Consider the following 16490-nt stretch of genomic DNA (forward strand, 5'->3'; position numbering starts at 1 on the left):
TCGATCTGGTCGACCACAGCCAATTTAAAAGTCAGTGAGTAATCACGCTGGGTTCGCTTAACACCTTGATCCATCGAGGTCTCCAGGTTCTCGGGGGAAAGGTGTAAACCTTATTCAGGACGGGACACGCCAAACGAAAAAGCCCCGGATTTTCATCCGGGGCTTTTTGCTATGAAGATGGCGCACCAGGCGGGATTCGAACCCACGACCCCTGCCTTCGGAGGGCAGTACTCTATCCAGCTGAGCTACTGGTGCGTTGCGGGGGGCAATCATACGCATGTCCGTCGGGGGCGTCCATGCTGGCGAGGAGGTTCGAGAGTGCTTCCGAAGTGGCTGCGGTGATGGACTGCTGTGCCTGTAAAGGCTCTGGCATGGGCTGCCAGGAGCGGGTCCGGCTGTTAACCTTGATCGTTACGATGGCCTTTGGCCGAAGTCGGGACGTTATCGGGGGTAGGGAATGTCGAGCCATATCAAGCTCTGGGACGCGCCGCTGCGCATCTTTCACTGGACCTTTGCCGTTGCGGTGGTTGCGGCCATCGCCACTGGTTGGCTGGGTGGTGGCCTGATGGTCTGGCACGGGCGGTTGGGGCTGCTGGTGCTGGGGTTGCTGGTGTTTCGCCTGTTGTGGGGATTCGTCGGTTCCACCTACGCGCGCTGGTTGCGCATTCTGGGCGCGGCGTTTGGCGTCAGAACGTATCTGCAAGGCAACTGGCGGGAAGCGGGCCATAATCCGCTGGGAGCGTTGTCGGTGCTCGCCATGCTGGGTTTGGTGGGGTTTCAGGTGGTGAGTGGCTTAATGTCGACTGACGATATCGCCTTCAAGGGGCCGCTGTATGCGCTGGTCTCCAGTGATACCGGCAACTGGCTGACGGGGCTGCATCGGCAGGCGAAGTGGCTGCTGGTGGGCTTTATCGGCCTGCATCTGGTGGCGATTGCCTGGTACACACTGGTCCGGCGCAAGCCGCTGGTTGGCGCGATGATCAAGGGGCGCGCAAGGCGTGAGTACCCGGCCCAACAGGACGCGCAGGGTGGTTCGTTGGTAATGGCGGTGCTGGTCGTGGCGCTGGCGCTGGGTGCGGTATGGGCGGTGCAGTCGGTTGCCGGCTGGGTGGCGCCGCCGCCCGCGGCTGCGGCACCCACGCTGGACTGGTAGCCGAAGCCGGGCGGCGCGGGCCGACCGGCATTCGCGTTCGGCTTATCGCTCGGCGCGGAAGTTGTCGTGGCAGGATTTGCACGAACCGCCGACGTCACCGAAGGCCTTCTTGATTGCGGCCTGATCGCCGTCGGCGGCGACGCTGGCGAGCTGGTTGGCTGCAGCCGTGAATTCGCGACCGATCTGGCCGGCCTTCTCCAGGTTCTGGAAGAATTCGGGCTTCAGGCGGGTCTTGTTGCCCAGTTGATCGGTGGTGGTTTCCGGGCTGTACAGCGCGCCCATGCCGGAGTTGGCGATGGCGCCGATGACATTGGCGGCGGCGGCGACCTTGGCCTGGTCGAAAGGCTCCTTGCCGTCGATGACCTGTGCCTTGATCTTGCCCATGTTCCAGGCCATGAACTGGTAGCCGGCCTTGCGGGCTTCGACCATTTCCTCGGGCTTCATTTGCGCGTGCGCGGCAGTGCTTGCCAGCAAGGCTGCCGCCATGGCGCCCATCAACAGTGCTTTCACGGTAGTTCCTCAACAATCCATTAAACAGGGACGGCAGCCTCTAAGCCGCCGCGCGAAACTATACCCTGCCCCGTACGCCTCGGTGGTGATGCGTAACAAGGCTTAACAGAATGCCTGTCAGGGCGATCTATGCTTCAACACTGTCTGGCGACATGAGCTTGCCCGGCTGCCGATGGCGACCATAGGATGATCGCTTGTCATCTGCAGGCGGTTGAACCGGGCCGTGTCCGAGGGTTCGGATAGTCGTCGTGCAAGCACATTTCCATTGGCGCGCGTCGCCTGTTTCGGGCACAGCAGCAAGTCTTCAGGAGAGCACCATGCAATTGAAAGATCCTTCCCTGTTCCGCCAGCAGGCCTATATCGATGGTGCCTGGCTCGATGCCGACGAGGGGCTGACGCTCAAGGTGAACAATCCGGCCAGCGGCGACATTCTGGGCACCGTGCCGAAGATGGGTGCTGCCGAAACCCGCCGCGCCATCGAGGCCGCCGAGCGTGCGCTGCCGGCCTGGCTCGAGCTGACCGCCAAGGAGCGTTCGCAGACGTTGCGCCGCTGGTTCGAGCTGATCCTCGAAAATCAGGAAGACCTGGCCCGGCTGATGACCCTGGAGCAGGGCAAGCCGCTGACCGAATCCCGTGGCGAGATCGCCTATGCGGCATCCTTCATCGAATGGTTCGCCGAGGAAGCCAAGCGCATTTACGGCGACACCATTCCGGGGCATCAGAAGGACAAGCGCATCATCGTCATCAAGCAGCCGATCGGCGTTACGGCGGCGATCACGCCGTGGAACTTTCCTTCGGCGATGATCACCCGCAAGGCCGGCCCGGCGCTGGCGGCGGGCTGCACCATGGTGGTCAAGCCGGCTTCGCAGACACCTTTCTCCGCCCTGGCGCTGGCCGAGCTGGCCGGGCGCGCGGGCATTCCCAAGGGCGTGTTCAGCGTGGTGACCGGCTCGGCGGGCGAGATCGGCAACGAGCTGACCGCCAACCCCATCGTGCGCAAGATCACCTTCACCGGTTCCACCGAAGTCGGCGCCAAGTTGATGGCGCAATGCGCGCCGGGCATCAAGAAGGTCTCGCTGGAGCTGGGCGGCAACGCGCCCTTCCTGGTGTTCGACGATGCCGACCTGGACGAGGCGGTGAAGGGCGCCATGCAGTCCAAGTACCGCAACGCCGGGCAGACCTGTGTGTGCGTCAACCGTATCTACGTGCAGGACGGCGTGTACGACGCCTTCGCGCAGAAATTCCAGGCGGCGGTGGAGAACCTGAAGATCGGCAACGGCCTGGACGATGGCGTTGATGTCGGCCCGCTGATCGACGATCGTGCCGCGGCCAAGGTCAAGGAGCATATCGAGGACGCCGTGGCCAACGGCGCCCAGGTGGTCACCGGCGGCAAGGCGCACAGCCTGGGCGGCAGCTATTTCGAACCGACCCTGATGATCAACGTGCCGCACACGGCCAAGGTGGCCAAGGAAGAAACCTTCGGTCCGCTGGCGCCGCTGTTCCGCTTCAAGGACGAGGCCGAAGCCATCGCCCTGGCCAACGATACCGAGTTCGGCCTGGCGGCGTACTTCTATGCGCGTGACCTGGGCCGCGTGTTTCGCGTGGCCGAGGCGCTGGAGTCAGGCATGGTCGGGGTCAATACCGGGATGATTTCCACCGAGGTTGCGCCGTTTGGCGGGGTGAAATCTTCTGGTCTCGGGCGCGAGGGATCCCGTTACGGCATCGAGGATTATCTGGAAATCAAATACCTCTGCCTGGGTTTGTAGCAGGTAGTGCGTGAGGGGCCAGCCCTGCTCGGGTCTGGCTCTTTTGCCCTGTGCAGCCCAGAATAAGGCCCTACGTTGCGCTTTTATCTGGAACGCTGTGCCCACTCCGGCCCCCTCATTTGTCTTGATCGCCTTCAGCGAGCCCTGGCGTACCGATCAGCTCGGCCAGCTGGTCGCTAGCCTGCGTCCGGGATTGCGCATCGTCCAGGTTCACGATGGTTATGCTGCCCTGGCCGCGTGCAAGCGCGAACTGCCCCGGTTGCTGATTGCCGATGGCGAGCTGGTTGGCCTGGATGGCCGTGCCTTGCTGCGCGAGCTGCGCCGCCGGGTTCCGACGCAGCGGCTGGCGTGCATTCTGATCAGCGAGCGCATGGACAGGGCCAGCGTCCGCGCGGCATTACCGCTCGGGCTTGCGGCGTACCTCGGCAAGCCTTGTGATCTCGACGACCTGCGCCAGCGGCTGGACAAGCTGTTGCCGCAGTCGGCAGGAGGCCGTTCTGCGCACGCGTCTCCGACCGATACGCTGGCCACCTTTCTTGAGCGCATGCGCAAGAGCAATCCTGGGGCGCCCTTGCTGGAGTCGGTGCAGGTGGCGATCAGCGAATGCCTGAATGCCGCCGACAGGAATCTGGGTATGTTGGAGGAGCAGTTTTCCCGCGACCCGCAAATCACCGCGCGGCTGATCAGCGTGGCCAACAGCGCTGGTCAGCATCAGGGTACTACCAGCCAGACGCTGGCCCAGGCGCTGCCGCGGCTGGGTGTCAGGCGCACGCTCGATCTGGTGCTGGAAATGACTGTGCAGCGTAACGCGCAACTGGCCGACCCGCGTCTGGCGCAACTGGCCCTCGGCATCAGCGAGCAAGCCCTGCGTGCGGCCAGGCTCGCCGGCTGGCTGGCGCGCCGGCTCAAGCTGGATATCAATCTCTGCTACACCGCCGGCCTGTTGCACAACCTCGGCGAGTTGGCGCTGCTGCGCAGCCTGCAGAACTGGCTCGACAGTGGCGGTGAGCTACGGGATGAGGAACTGCCGACGCTGCTACAGGAGCGTGCGGCAGGTTTCGGTTCCTCGCTGCGCATCCAGTGGCGCCTGCCGCTTGGGTTGCGCCAGGCGATTGCCGCCTACTACGGTCTGGGCTCCGAGGTGTTCACCCGCGAAGCGCTGGTGCTGAACCTGACCGGTCTGCTGCTCGCCCTGCCGACTGATGCCCCCCTTGCCAGTCTGGCCGATGCGCGTTCCGTGCGCCTGCTGCGCCTCGATCCGCAGCTCCTGAGTAGTGCGCCGCTGAAGTCATGAGCCGTAGGGCGGAAATCTTTCCGCCAGCGCGATCCGCGTGCTTATCGAGTGAATCCACCCTCAGGCGCCAGCCGCAGCTCTGGCAGCAGATGGGGTTCCCACAGGCGGGTCTGCAAGTGCTTGCGGAAGAAGCCGAAGTGGCCGATGCGCTCCACGCCGATTTCATTCGGGGCGATGCGGTGCATGGTTTTCGGCGCCGAGCTATAGAAACCATGCAGCGACTCGGTATTGCGCGCCGACATCATTTCGTCGTCGCTGAAGGAGAGCGATACCAGCGGCGTTTTCACCGCGTCGAAGGCGCGCTGTATGGGCTCGCCTTCGACGCCGATCAGGTAGTCCGGGTGCAGGCACCAGCGCCGCCACTGGCGGATCACCCCGGCTGGCAGGTCGCCCACCGCGCCGAGGCGCTCGCCGGGGAAGTAGCCGGCCACGGCGGTGAGCAGTGGCGCCATGCCGTGCCAGAGCAGCCAGGCCTGTTTGCGGATCTGCGGGCTGTTCTCGCGCCAGTAGCCGCTGCCGGCGGCGATGGTGATGATGCGTGTCAGGCGCTCATGTCCTCTGACCATCGGCAGCACCTGCGCGCCCAGGCTGTGGCCGATCCAGTACAGCGGCGCACCTTGCGCCGCGCTGGCGAGCTGGCCAAGCATGGTGCTGCCGTCGTATCTGGCCCAGTCGAGAATATCGACCTTCAGCTTGCGCAGAGAGCTGCGGCGCGACTGACCGATGCCTGCATAGTCGAAGGTCACCGCCAGATAACCCTCGGTGGCCAGCCAGGTGGCGAAATCGCTGTAGAAACGTTGCTTGACGCCGATTGCCGGCGCGATCAATACGGCGCCGCGAGGTTGCTCCGCAGGTGTGTACCACTGGCTGGCCAGCTGCTGGCCGTTGCCGTTGTCGATCCAGCGCAGCTCGGGCTGTAGGGTTGCCATTTTCTTGTTCTCCGCACTTTCCCGGACAGGTTCGATGGGCGAGTATACGATCACCAGAACAAATTTCTAGAAAAATATTCTAGATCATTGGAGGCTTGATGGCCCGCTCGACACGCAAACAGGACATCCTCCAGGCCGCGCTTGCCTGCTTCACCGAGCAGGGCGTGGACGCCACCACCATCGAGATGATCCGCGACCGCTCGGGCGCCAGCATCGGCAGCCTCTATCACCACTTCGGCAACCGCGAGCGGATCATCGCCGCGCTCTATCTGGAAGGTATCGGCGAATACGCGGCGTTGCTGGAAGCCGGCTTGGTGGACACGCTGGGAGCCGAGGCCTGCGTGAAACTGTTCGTCACCTGCTACGTCGACTGGGTAGTGGCCAACGCCGACTGGGCGCGCTTCATCCTGCACAACCGGGGGCGGGTGGAGGCGGGCGAGGGGGGCGAGCGTCTGCGCGAGTTCAATCAGGCGCACGGTAGCCGCATTGCGGCGATCCTGCGGCGGCATCGCGAAGTGGGTGCATTCAAGGCGATTCCCGGCGAGTGCTTCGTCTCGGTGGTGATCGGCCCGACGCAGGACATGGCGCGCAACTGGCTGGCCGGGCGTGGCAAGCAACCGCTGGTTGAATATCGCGACCTGCTGGCGCAGATTGCCTGGGACAGCGTGCGGGCCTGAGCCGCTGCGAACGGTCGGGACGGGGCGCATACTGGCGGTTGACTGCAGGTTGACGGTAGGTTGGCTGTCAACTTTTGGTTGATGCGTTGGGGGGCTTCTGATATAAAGCAGCGCTCTTTTCTAGGGGCACGCTTTGTTCGTGTGCGGCGTAGCCGGTAAGACCCCAATGAAACGTGGCGCTGAGCGCCAAAAAAGAAAGTTGAATTCAAGCGGCCAACCCATGCCGGGTTGGGCATGTGGTTTTAGAGGGCTGAGGCATGTCGAGAGTCTGTCAAGTTACCGGTAAGGGTCCGGTAACCGGGAACAACATTTCCCACGCGAACAACAAAACCCGTCGTCGTTTCCTGCCGAACCTGCAGCATCATCGCTTCTGGGTCGAGTCCGAGAACCGTTTCGTTCGTCTGCGCCTGACCGCCAAGGGCATGCGCGTGATCGACAAGCGTGGCATCGACGCCGTTCTGGCTGAACTCCGCGCTCGCGGCGAAAAGGTTTAAGGAGAACTATCATGCGTGACCTGATCCGTTTGGTGTCCAGCGCCGGTACCGGCCACTTCTACACCACCGACAAGAACAAGCGCACCACGCCCGACAAGATCGAAATCAAGAAGTACGATCCTGTCGTGCGCAAGCATGTGATCTACAAGGAAGCCAAGATCAAGTAATTGGTGCGACACGCGTAGCGTGTCTCCGAACCGAGGTGTCATGTCATCTTGGGGGATTTCTGCAAGGAATCCAATGCTTAGAGCGTTGCTCTAAGAAACAAAACATACCCACGTAGCCGAGTCTGAAAGCTATGGGTCGCAGCGGCGGCTGACTTAACCTAAGCTCATTTAGCATTCGGAAGAATGAGCGGTCATCGTAATTGATGATGGATGCCTACTTGTAGGAGGTCGAAATGGATCAGCAAACGTCCGGTTTGATCATTCTTGCCATGATTGTTGTCGTAATGGGCGGGACAGGGCTTTATGCCTTGTTGCCTGATATCAAGCGCAAGATGAAAAGACTCAGGCATAAGCACATCTAGTTCGGCTGTAGTACCTATACCCACGCGGGGCGAGCCCCCGCTGGGGCTCCTCTCGCCTAGAAAACGAGAGGCAATCACCTTGAGCAAGCTGGTCACCAGTCCTTGTTCACATCAACCGGAGACATGAGCGAAAGTTCTGTCTGTCATTGTCCAGCCATTGCCTGTATGGAACGGTAGCGGACTCGTTGTACGACCAACGACAGCCTAGGGAAACATGCGTCACTGGTAACGGTGGGGTGTGAAGCTTTCCCGACAATGTAGCCCCCGCGAGGGTGCGGTTCTGCCGTGAGGCAAGCCGTGGATGCTCGGAGCAGTACCGGGTTGAGGCGCTAGGCTGGCTGGCATGGGCAACGTAAGTGAACTGCTGATAAACGTCGTTATGATCAAATTGCCAAAACTGCTGTTAGGCAATAACCAAAAGGTGCGTGGTCGGTTATCCCTGTCGATTATGGGGATACGTCGTCTCAGTACCACCGGCGAATAGGCAGGTCCTAAACCAGTCGTGTGACAGATAGGGAACGTGGTAAGCCCGTATTGCTGCCCTCGTGGCAGGTGAGCCGCAAGGCGAACTGTTAGCAGTGCGGGTATGGGATCGCAGAGAAAGCGAATGCCGGGCTGTAATGGTCCGGATAGGGGTTGGAACATTACCCCACGGGAAACCGGGCAGACTTCTGCGTGGTCTTTCGTCGCATGACGTCTGGCTGACCCTGTCTCATGAATTTCAGGCTCGGCTTCATCGAGCCCTACCAAACCAACCCTGGCGGGATATACGCTTCCCGTCAGGGGCCGGCGTGTGTCTTCCGCTCGGGGTGGTTCAACCATCTTGAGAGGAAAGCAGCATGATAGAGCTCAGCCAACAGGCCGGGTCTGCGCTTTCCGGCACTCCGCAGCATTGGCACGACATTAATTGGTGTCGGGTTCAGCGGAATGTCCGGGGAATGCAGATACGGATTGCGAAGGCTTGTCGGGAAGGCAAATGGCGCAGGGTGAAAGCCCTGCAACGGATGCTGACCCGCTCGAAGTCGGCCAGATACTTGGCTGTACGACGAGTCACTGAAAATCAGGGTAAGCGCACGGCGGGAGTCGACCGCGTGCTCTGGGATACACCTGACGCCAAATGGAAAGCGGCAAATGGATTGAAGCGGCGCGGATACCAACCACGGCCTTTACGGCGTGTGTTCATTCCGAAGTCGAATGGGAAGGAGCGCCCTCTGGGCATCCCGACCATGACCGACAGGGCCATGCAGGCGTTGTACCTGCTGGCGCTGGCACCCATTGCGGAAACCACGGGAGATCCAAACAGCTACGGCTTTAGGATCGAGCGCTCGACGGCGGATGCAATGAGTCAGCTATTCACCTGTTTGTCCCAGAAAGCCTCGGCTCGATGGGTACTGGAGGCGGATATCGAAGGCTGCTTCGACCACATCAATCACCACTGGTTGGTCGCGAATATCCCCACGGATAAAGCGGTTCTCTGGAAATGGTTGAAGGCTGGTGTAATACACAAAGGCCAGCTACAGGCAACGGATGCCGGTACGCCACAAGGCGGGATCATCTCGCCGACCTTGGCAAATATGGTGCTGGACGGGCTGGAGTCAGGTCTCAAGCAGTATTTGGGACGGGCGAAGGCAAAGAGGCTGAAGATACATGTGGTGCGTTATGCGGATGATTTCGTGATCACCGGCGACTCTCCAGAGGTGCTGGCGAACGAGGTCAAGCCTTGGGTAGAGCAGTTCTTAGCCGTGCGTGGACTGCGGTTGTCACCCGAGAAAACGCAGATCGTTCACATCGATCAAGGCTTCGACTTCTTGGGATGGAACTTCCGCAAATACGACGGGAAGCTCCTGATCAAACCGAGCAAGAAAAACGTGCAAGCGTTCTATCGCAAGGTGAAGGAGGCGATCAGCAGCAACAAGACGATGAGGCAGGAAAACTTGATTCGCCTGCTTAATCCGATGTTGAAGGGCTGGGCGTTGTATCACCAGCCCGTCGTTGCCAAGCAAGCGTTTAGTCGCATGGACTTCCTGCTTTTTCAGGCTGTATGGCGTTGGGCAAAACGGAGGCACCCAAGGAAGAGTCTCGAGTGGATACGGAAGAAATATTTCCGGACGAGCGAGAGTAAGAACTGGGTGTTTGCTGCCACGGCACTTACCGAGCAAGGGGGCAAAAAGGATTTTCTGCTGTATACCCTGTCGGAGACACCAATAGAGCGGCACATCAAGATCAACGGGGAATACAACCCCTTTGATCCCTCGATGGAAGCAATGGGCGAGAAGCTGCGGATGGACCGGATGCTGAAAAAGCTGAAGTATCGGAAGCAGATCACCAGCCTATACGTAAGCCAGAAAGGCCGGTGTGTGCTTTGTGGAGAACCGATATCCAAGGAAACGGGATGGCACGATCATCACATCATTCACCGCTCGCAAGGCGGCAGTGGTGCACTGGTCAACCGGGTCTGCCATCAGCAGCTACATAGCCGTGGCCTGACAGTGAGTAAGCCGGCTCCTGCGGGGGCTTTGCTAAAGGCTTGAGCCGTATGCGCTGAAAGGCGCACGTACGGTTCTTAGGGGGAGGTGGGCCAGCAATGGCTCATCTCTACCCGACATCGGCCCTTGAAGAAAAAACCCGCCTCTCCGGCGGGTTTTTTCGTTCTGGCCTGTGGTTTTGCTGTGCTCAGGCCGTTTTGCGAATGGCATCGGCGAAGCGTTCGATGATGGCGTCGATATGCGCCTTCTCGACGATCAGCGCCGGCGACAGGGCGATGGTATCGCCGCTGGCGCGCACCAGCAGGCCGTCCTCGAAGCTCTGGCGGAACACCTCGTAGCCGCGCTTGCCGACGCCATCAGCATGAGGGGCGAACTGGATGCCGGCGACCAGCCCGATGGTACGGATGTCGGTCACGTTCGGCAGGTCCTGCAGGCTGAACAGGGCGTCCTGCCAGTAATCTTCCAGCTCGACGGCTTTCTCGAACAGCTGCTCGCGCTGGTAGATCTCCAGGGTCGCCAGGGCGGCGGCGCAGGCCACCGGATGCCCCGAGTAGGTGTAGCCGTGGAAGAATTCGATGGCGCTGTCCGGGCCGTGCATGAAGGCCTCGTGGATCTGCTCGGAGACCATCACCGCACCCATGGGAATTGCGCCGTTGGTCAGGCCCTTGGCGCAGGTGAGGATATCCGGCGTGACGCCCCAGCGCTGCGCGGCGAAGGCCTTGCCGACGCGCCCGAAACCGGTGATCACCTCATCGAAGATCAGCAGGATGCCGTGTTTCGCGGTGATTTCGCGCAGGCGCTGCAGATAGCCCTGCGGCGGCAGTATCACCCCCGCCGAGCCGGACATGGGCTCGACGATCACCGCGGCGATGTTTTCCGCACCGTGCAGGGTAACCAGCCGTTCCAGCTCATCGGCCTTTTCCGCGCCGTGGGGCGGCAGGCCTCTGCTGAAGGCGTTGCGCGAAAGGTCGAGGGTGTGCGGCAGGTGATCGACGCCCGGCAGCAGCGCGCTGCCGAAGGCCTTGCGGTTGTTGCCCATGCCGCCCACCGAGATGCCGCCGAAGCCGACGCCGTGATAGGCCAGCTCACGTCCGATCAGGCGGGTGCGGCTGCCCTGGCCAATGGCTCGCTGATAGGCCAGGGCCACTTTCAGTGCGGTATCGGCTGATTCGGAGCCGGAGTTGGTGAAGAACACCCGGTTCAGGCCGGGCGGAGCGATCTGCGCCAGGCGCTCGGCCAGCTCGAAGGGCAGCGGGTGGCCCATCTGGAAGGTCGGCGCGAAATCCATCTTGGCGATCTGCCGGCTCACCGCCTCGGTGATTTCCCGCCGGCCATGACCGGCGTTGCAGCACCAGAGCCCGGCGGTGCCGTCGATCACCTGGCGTCCGTCGGTATCGGCGTAGTACATCCCTTCGGCGCTCTCCAGCAGGCGCGGGTTCGCCTTGAACTGGCGGTTGGCGGTAAAGGGCATCCAGAAATGTTCAGCGGTTGCGCTGGAGCGCGGATCGTTGGCCATGGTAGCTCCGGTCATGCAGCGTTTGGGGGCTATGCTGATGCGTACAAACTACCGCTCGTACAGCGGATGACCGAGTCTATGTTTAATAAAACGCACAAAACAAGGCGGAAAGCCCTGTATTCGTAAAAAATATTGATAGGTCTGGCGCCGCTGGTTTAGGGTTCCGTTTCTGATTACTTGACGATCAACAGAGGACGCACCATGACCACCCTGACTTTCGCCGACTGGCAACAGCGCGCCCGCGATTTGCATATCGAAGGCCGGGCTTTTATCCAGGGTGAATGCACCGCCTCCGTTGCCGGGGCCACGTTCGACTGCATCAGCCCCATCGATGGCCGGGTGCTGGCGCAGGTGGCCAGCTGCGATGCTGCCGATGCCGAGCGGGCGGTGCTCAGTGCGCGCACGGCCTTCGAGTCCGGCGTCTGGTCGCGGTTGGCGCCGGCCAAACGCAAGGCGGTGATGATCCGTTTCGCCGACTTGCTGGAGGCACACGCCGAGGAACTGGCATTGCTGGAAACCCTCGACATGGGCAAGCCGATCAGCGATTCGCTGGCGGTGGACGTACCCGGCGCGGCACGGGCGCTGCGCTGGTCCGGCGAGGCCATCGACAAGATCTACGACGAGGTGGCGCCCACGCCGCATGACCAGTTGGGGCTGGTCACGCGCGAGCCGGTTGGCGTCGTGGCGGCCATCGTGCCGTGGAATTTCCCGTTGATGATGGCCTGCTGGAAGCTCGGCCCGGCGCTGGCCACCGGCAACTCGGTGGTGCTCAAACCCTCCGAAAAGTCGCCGCTGAGCGCCATCCGCATGGCGCAGCTGGCCATCGAAGCCGGTATCCCGGCGGGCGTGCTCAACGTGCTGCCGGGCTACGGACATACCGTGGGCAAGGCGCTGGCGCTGCACATGGACGTCGATACGCTGGTATTCACCGGCTCCACGCGGGTCGCCAAGCAACTGATGATCCATGCCGGCGAGTCGAACATGAAGCGCGTCTGGCTGGAAGCCGGCGGCAAGAGCCCGAACATCGTTTTCGCCGATGCGCCGGACCTTCAGGCCGCGGCCAGAGCGGCTGCGGGCGCCATCGCCTTCAACCAGGGCGAGGTCTGCACCGCCGGCTCGCGGCTGCTGGTGGAGGGGGCGGTGAAGGCGCGCTTCCTGCCCATGGTGGTCGAAGCGCTCAAGGGCTGGCAGCCGGGCAATCCGCTGGACCCGGCGACCAATGTCGGCGCGCTGGTCGATACACAGCAGCTCGATACCGTGCTTGGCTATATCGACGCCGGGCGCGAGGCGGGCGCGCAGGTGCTGATCGGCGGTCAGCGCACTCTCGAAGAGACTGGCGGATTGTATGTCGAGCCGACCATCTTCGATGGCGTCAGCAACGCCATGAAGATCGCCCAAGAGGAAATCTTCGGTCCGGTGCTCTCGGTGATCACCTTCGACAGCGTCGAGGAGGCGGTCGCGATTGCCAACGACACGCCCTATGGCCTGGCTGCCGCGCTCTGGACCTCGGACCTGTCCAAGGCCCATCGTACCGCCCGCGCGTTGCGCGCCGGCAGCGTGTGGGTCAACCAGTACGATGGTGGCGACATGACCGCGCCCTTCGGCGGTTTCAAGCAGTCGGGCAACGGTCGCGACAAGTCGCTGCATGCCTTCGACAAGTACACCGAGCTGAAGGCGACCTGGATAAAACTCTGAAGGAGAGCCTCGGCTCCCCTTCGTCGTTTCTCGAAGGCCGCGAGATCAGCGCTGGTTGTTGGTGATCAGGGTGCCGACGCCGATGTCGGTGAAGATTTCCAGCAACACCGCGTTGGGCACCCGGCCATCGATGATGTGGGCGCTGTGCACGCCGCCCTGTACGGCTTCCAGGGCGCAGCGGATCTTCGGCAGCATGCCGCCGTAGATGGTGCCGTCGGCGATGAGGGCATCGACCTGGGTGGTGGACAGGCCGGTCAGGACCTGGCCCTGCTTGTCCATCAGGCCGGCGATGTTGGTCAGCAGCATCAGCTTTTCGGCCTTCAGCGCCTCGGCCACCTTGCCGGCCACCAGGTCGGCGTTGATGTTGTACGACTCGCCATGCTCGCCGACGCCGATGGGCGCGATGACCGGGATGAAGTCGCCATGCACCAGCATGTCCAGCAACTCGGTGTTGATGCCGGTGACCTCGCCGACGTGGCCGATGTCGATGATTTCCGGCTGGGTCATTTCCGGCGTCTTGCGGCTGGCCTTGAGCTTCTTGGCGCGGATCAGGCCCGCGTCCTTGCCGGTCAGGCCGATGGCGCTGCCGCCGTGCTGGTTGATCAGGCTGACGATGCTCTTGTTGACCTGGCCGCCGAGGACCATTTCCACCACGTCCATGGTCTGGCTGTCGGTCACGCGCATGCCGTCGATGAAGTGACTTTCGATGTTCAGGCGCTTGAGCAGATCGCCGATCTGCGGGCCACCACCGTGCACCACCACCGGGTTGATGCCGACGGCCTTCATCAGCACGATGTCGCGGGCGAAGCCGGTTTTCAGCTCTTCGCTTTCCATGGCGTTGCCGCCGTACTTGATGACCAGCGTCTTGCCGACGAAGCGGCGAATGTAGGGCAGCGCCTCGGACAGGACCTGGGCGAATTGGGTGGCAGCTTCACGGCTGAGGGTCATGCAGGGCTCCGCGAGTCAGAACGGCAGTTTGAGATCAGGCGCGACAGTATAAAGCTGGGCGCGGAAGACGTCCTGTATACGCTTGAGCTCGCCCTCGCTTTCGGCCTCGAAACGCAGCACCAGCACCGGTGTGGTGTTGGAGGCGCGCACCAGGCCCCAGCCTTTCGGGTAATCGACCCGCAGGCCGTCTAGCGTGGTGACGCTGGCTTCGCCCCACTCGGCCTTGCGTTGCAGGGCTTCGATGATGGCGAACTTGCTCTCTTCGGTGACGGTGATGTTGATTTCCGGTGTCGACAGGTCGTTGGGGAAGGCGGCGAACACCTGTTCAGCCGTGCGCTTGTCCTGGCTGAGAATTTCCAGCAGTCGCGCGGCGCTGTAGATACCGTCATCGAAGCCGTACCAACGCTCCCTGAAGAAGATATGGCCGCTCATCTCGCCGGCCAGCAGGGCGCCGGTTTCCTTCATTTTCTTCTTGATCAGCGAATGCCCGGTCTTCCACATCACCGGACGGCCGCCGTAGCCGCTGATCAGCGGCGTCAGGCGGCGCGTGCACTTGACGTCGAAGATGATGTCGGCGCCCGGGTTGCGCGAGACCACGTCCTTGGCGAACAGCATCAGCAGGCGGTCGGGATAGACCACGGTGCCGGTGTTGGTCACCACGCCGACGCGGTCGCCGTCGCCGTCGAAGGCCAGGCCCAGGTCGGCATTCTCTGACTTGACCCTGGCAATCAGGTCTTCGAGGTTCTCCAGCTTGCCCGGGTCCGGATGGTGATTGGGGAAGTTGCCGTCCACCTCACAGAACAGCGGAATCACCTTGCAGCCCAAGGCTTCGATCAGTTGCGGGGCGATCACGCCAGCGACGCCGTTGCCGCAGTCGACCACCACCTTCATCGGTTTGGCCAGCGCGATGTCCTCGCGGATGCGCTTGAAGTAGCTGGCCAGCACATCGACCTGCTCGACCTGGCCGACCCCTTCGGCCAGGTCGTTGTTCTCGATGCGCAGGCGCAGGGCCTGGATCTGTTCGTTGGCCAGGGTGTCGCCGGCGATGACGATCTTGAAACCGTTGTAGTCCGGCGGATTGTGGCTGCCGGTAAGCATCACCCCTGATTTGCCGGCCAGCACGTTGGCGGCGTAGTAGAGCACCGGGGTCGGCACCATGCCGACGTCGCTGACGCTGCAGCCGCTGTCCACCAGGCCCTGGATCAGGTGTTCGACCAGCTCGGGGCCGGACAGCCGGCCATCGCGGCCAACCGATACGTCAGGTTCGCCTCTGGCAAGGCTTTCGGAGCCGACTGCGCGGCCTACCCAGTACGCGGTTTCCGTGGTCAGGCTGTCGCCGACCACGCCACGGATGTCGTAGGCACGGAAAATGCTGGCGGGTAATTGCGGGGCTTTCGGGATGCTCATTGCGGTTTCTCGCTCCTTCGTATCGAGACCCAGCCAATCCTGGTCTTCGTCGAGAATGTCGATGTCGAGAATATCGGTGTTCTGAAACAGAGGGTCGATGTACTCGGTGGATGGGGCCTGACGCGCTGCGGCGTTGGCTATGGGGGCTGCCACTGCCGCGCTGCGCAGTGGCAGGCGAGCCAGATTCCTGGCCAGCGCATCAAGCGCCGGAAGGCTCAAGGTCGGAGGTTTGATGGCCTTGCCATGGGAGAGTTCCTGCAGCATCTGCCCCAGGTGCGCGACATCTTCACGCAGCCGCCGCTGCTGCGCGCCCAGTACCAGCTGCAGGCCCAGCAGCAGACCGCAGAGTGCGGCCAGCGCAGCGCCCAGCAGCAGTGCGGGGGAGAGTGGCATGGCGCCGGTTTGCGCCGCGGGCAGAAAGCTGAGTGTCCAGTTCGGATTGCCGCTCGGCAGGCTGATCGCCTGAGCGTCCAGGCCCGCACCGCCGCGTTGCATCAGCAACTGTGCGGGGGCGTTGGCGAACTGCTGCATCAGGCGCAATTGCCCCGCTTCGGCTGGCAGGTTCGGCAGCGTGGCCAGCAGACGATCGAGGCTGATCACCCGTAACAGGGTGCCCTGGGCCGGCTGCTGCGGGTCTGAGCGTAGCGCCACGGCACTGTAGACCAGCCACTGATTGCCCACGCGGAAGGCTTCGGGCGCCGGCGACTGGTCGTTTTCGGCGCGTTGCAGGATATCCAGCGCGGCAAAGTTCAGCGGGCCGGGACGATCCGGGTTCTGCCGGGCCTGGCCGCGCTGACTGAGATGTGCATCGACGATGCCGTCCTGGCCGATCAGCGCCTGTTCAGCGGCGCGCACTCGCTCGGGCTGCCCGCTGAGCAGGGCTTCGAGCACGTGCGGATCGCTTGCGGCGTTGCGGGTGTCATCGGCCAGCTGGCGCAGGGCCTGGCTGATGGCCGATGCCTGGCTCTGGCCCCAGGCCTGCGCCAGTTGCGCGGTCTGTTGCCGCTGGCCGGCCTGGTAGGCGAGCCAGAGCAGGGCGGTGGCCGCCGCGAGCCCGAGCAGGCCCGTGAGCAGGCCGGGTGTCAG

The 16490-nt window shown here is 62.5% G+C and carries 14 protein-coding genes and 1 tRNA gene; 9 read left to right on the plus strand and 6 right to left on the minus strand.

The window, feature by feature from the left end; translation table 11 throughout:
* Nucleotides 1-178: 178 nt before the first annotated feature.
* Nucleotides 179-255 (minus strand) — tRNA-Arg (locus tag G7020_RS04615).
* Between the two features lie 202 nt (nucleotides 256-457).
* Here G7020_RS04615 and G7020_RS04620 point away from each other — a divergent pair.
* On the plus strand, nucleotides 458-1153 hold the full coding sequence (locus G7020_RS04620) for a cytochrome b/b6 domain-containing protein (RefSeq protein WP_181082768.1): 696 nt from the start codon (nucleotides 458-460) through the stop codon (nucleotides 1151-1153).
* Between the two features lie 42 nt (nucleotides 1154-1195).
* Here the strand turns inward: G7020_RS04620 and G7020_RS04625 are convergent, their stop codons facing one another.
* On the minus strand, nucleotides 1196-1651 hold the full coding sequence (locus G7020_RS04625; protein ID WP_181082917.1) for a c-type cytochrome: 456 nt from the start codon (nucleotides 1649-1651) through the stop codon (nucleotides 1196-1198).
* Between the two features lie 329 nt (nucleotides 1652-1980).
* On the opposite strand from G7020_RS04625, the gene gabD reads away from it, so the two are divergent.
* Nucleotides 1981-3429, plus strand: coding sequence for an NADP-dependent succinate-semialdehyde dehydrogenase (gene gabD, locus G7020_RS04630; RefSeq protein WP_181082769.1), 1449 nt, complete (start codon nucleotides 1981-1983; stop codon nucleotides 3427-3429).
* A 97-nt stretch (nucleotides 3430-3526) separates the two neighbouring features.
* Complete coding sequence (locus G7020_RS04635; RefSeq protein WP_181082770.1) at nucleotides 3527-4723, plus strand: HDOD domain-containing protein; 1197 nt, start codon at nucleotides 3527-3529, stop codon at nucleotides 4721-4723.
* A 41-nt stretch (nucleotides 4724-4764) separates the two neighbouring features.
* Here the strand turns inward: G7020_RS04635 and G7020_RS04640 are convergent, their stop codons facing one another.
* Nucleotides 4765-5652 (minus strand): serine aminopeptidase domain-containing protein, encoded by an 888-nt coding sequence (locus G7020_RS04640; RefSeq protein WP_181082771.1) that lies wholly within the window; start codon nucleotides 5650-5652, stop codon nucleotides 4765-4767.
* 98 nt (nucleotides 5653-5750) lie between these two features.
* Between G7020_RS04640 and G7020_RS04645 the strand changes: the two genes are divergently transcribed.
* From G7020_RS04645 to ltrA, 5 genes are all read left to right on the plus strand, one after another.
* Nucleotides 5751-6329: a TetR/AcrR family transcriptional regulator gene (locus G7020_RS04645; protein WP_181082772.1), complete on the plus strand. Its 579-nt coding sequence runs from the start codon at nucleotides 5751-5753 to the stop codon at nucleotides 6327-6329.
* Between the two features lie 257 nt (nucleotides 6330-6586).
* Complete coding sequence (gene rpmB, locus G7020_RS04650; protein WP_019339373.1) at nucleotides 6587-6823, plus strand: 50S ribosomal protein L28; 237 nt, start codon at nucleotides 6587-6589, stop codon at nucleotides 6821-6823.
* Nucleotides 6824-6834: 11 nt separating this feature from the next.
* A complete protein-coding gene (rpmG, locus tag G7020_RS04655) occupies nucleotides 6835-6990 on the plus strand; it encodes a 50S ribosomal protein L33 (protein ID WP_014854577.1) in 156 nt (51 codons plus the stop codon).
* Between the two features lie 233 nt (nucleotides 6991-7223).
* Nucleotides 7224-7352, plus strand: a complete 129-nt coding sequence (locus tag G7020_RS23980; RefSeq protein ID WP_258189245.1) for a hypothetical protein — start codon at nucleotides 7224-7226, stop codon at nucleotides 7350-7352.
* Nucleotides 7353-8191: 839 nt separating this feature from the next.
* The gene (ltrA, locus tag G7020_RS04660) at nucleotides 8192-9883 is read left to right on the plus strand and encodes a group II intron reverse transcriptase/maturase (RefSeq protein WP_181082773.1); all 1692 of its coding nucleotides are present in this window, start codon (nucleotides 8192-8194) and stop codon (nucleotides 9881-9883) included.
* A 142-nt stretch (nucleotides 9884-10025) separates the two neighbouring features.
* Here the strand turns inward: ltrA and G7020_RS04665 are convergent, their stop codons facing one another.
* On the minus strand, nucleotides 10026-11354 hold the full coding sequence (locus tag G7020_RS04665; protein ID WP_258189246.1) for an aspartate aminotransferase family protein: 1329 nt from the start codon (nucleotides 11352-11354) through the stop codon (nucleotides 10026-10028).
* 201 nt (nucleotides 11355-11555) lie between these two features.
* On the opposite strand from G7020_RS04665, the gene G7020_RS04670 reads away from it, so the two are divergent.
* Complete coding sequence (locus G7020_RS04670) at nucleotides 11556-13049, plus strand: aldehyde dehydrogenase (RefSeq protein WP_181082775.1); 1494 nt, start codon at nucleotides 11556-11558, stop codon at nucleotides 13047-13049.
* Nucleotides 13050-13094: 45 nt separating this feature from the next.
* Here the strand turns inward: G7020_RS04670 and argB are convergent, their stop codons facing one another.
* A complete protein-coding gene (gene argB / locus G7020_RS04675; protein WP_181082776.1) occupies nucleotides 13095-13997 on the minus strand; it encodes an acetylglutamate kinase in 903 nt (300 codons plus the stop codon).
* Nucleotides 13998-14012: 15 nt separating this feature from the next.
* Nucleotides 14013-15404 (minus strand): phosphomannomutase/phosphoglucomutase, encoded by a 1392-nt coding sequence (gene algC / locus G7020_RS23880; protein WP_219852582.1) that lies wholly within the window; start codon nucleotides 15402-15404, stop codon nucleotides 14013-14015.
* Between the last annotated feature and the right edge of the window lie 1086 nt (nucleotides 15405-16490).

The organism is Stutzerimonas stutzeri (assembly GCF_013522825.1).
GTDB lineage: Bacteria > Pseudomonadota > Gammaproteobacteria > Pseudomonadales > Pseudomonadaceae > Stutzerimonas > Stutzerimonas stutzeri_AK.

What these genes read in the sequence shown, in the direction of transcription:
- G7020_RS04620 (WP_181082768.1), top strand. Translation starts at nt 458, where the DNA reads ATGTCGAGCCATATCAAGCTCTGGGACGCGCCGCTGCGCATCTTTCAC.
- gabD (WP_181082769.1), top strand. Translation starts at nt 1,981, where the DNA reads ATGCAATTGAAAGATCCTTCCCTGTTCCGCCAGCAGGCCTATATCGAT.
- G7020_RS04640 (WP_181082771.1), bottom strand. Translation starts at nt 5,652, where the DNA reads ATGGCAACCCTACAGCCCGAGCTGCGCTGGATCGACAACGGCAACGGC.
- G7020_RS04645 (WP_181082772.1), top strand. Translation starts at nt 5,751, where the DNA reads ATGGCCCGCTCGACACGCAAACAGGACATCCTCCAGGCCGCGCTTGCC.
- rpmB (WP_019339373.1), top strand. Translation starts at nt 6,587, where the DNA reads ATGTCGAGAGTCTGTCAAGTTACCGGTAAGGGTCCGGTAACCGGGAAC.
- rpmG (WP_014854577.1), top strand. Translation starts at nt 6,835, where the DNA reads ATGCGTGACCTGATCCGTTTGGTGTCCAGCGCCGGTACCGGCCACTTC.
- G7020_RS23980 (WP_258189245.1), top strand. Translation starts at nt 7,224, where the DNA reads ATGGATCAGCAAACGTCCGGTTTGATCATTCTTGCCATGATTGTTGTC.
- ltrA (WP_181082773.1), top strand. Translation starts at nt 8,192, where the DNA reads ATGATAGAGCTCAGCCAACAGGCCGGGTCTGCGCTTTCCGGCACTCCG.
- G7020_RS04665 (WP_258189246.1), bottom strand. Translation starts at nt 11,354, where the DNA reads ATGGCCAACGATCCGCGCTCCAGCGCAACCGCTGAACATTTCTGGATG.
- G7020_RS04670 (WP_181082775.1), top strand. Translation starts at nt 11,556, where the DNA reads ATGACCACCCTGACTTTCGCCGACTGGCAACAGCGCGCCCGCGATTTG.
- argB (WP_181082776.1), bottom strand. Translation starts at nt 13,997, where the DNA reads ATGACCCTCAGCCGTGAAGCTGCCACCCAATTCGCCCAGGTCCTGTCC.
- algC (WP_219852582.1), bottom strand. Translation starts at nt 15,404, where the DNA reads ATGAGCATCCCGAAAGCCCCGCAATTACCCGCCAGCATTTTCCGTGCC.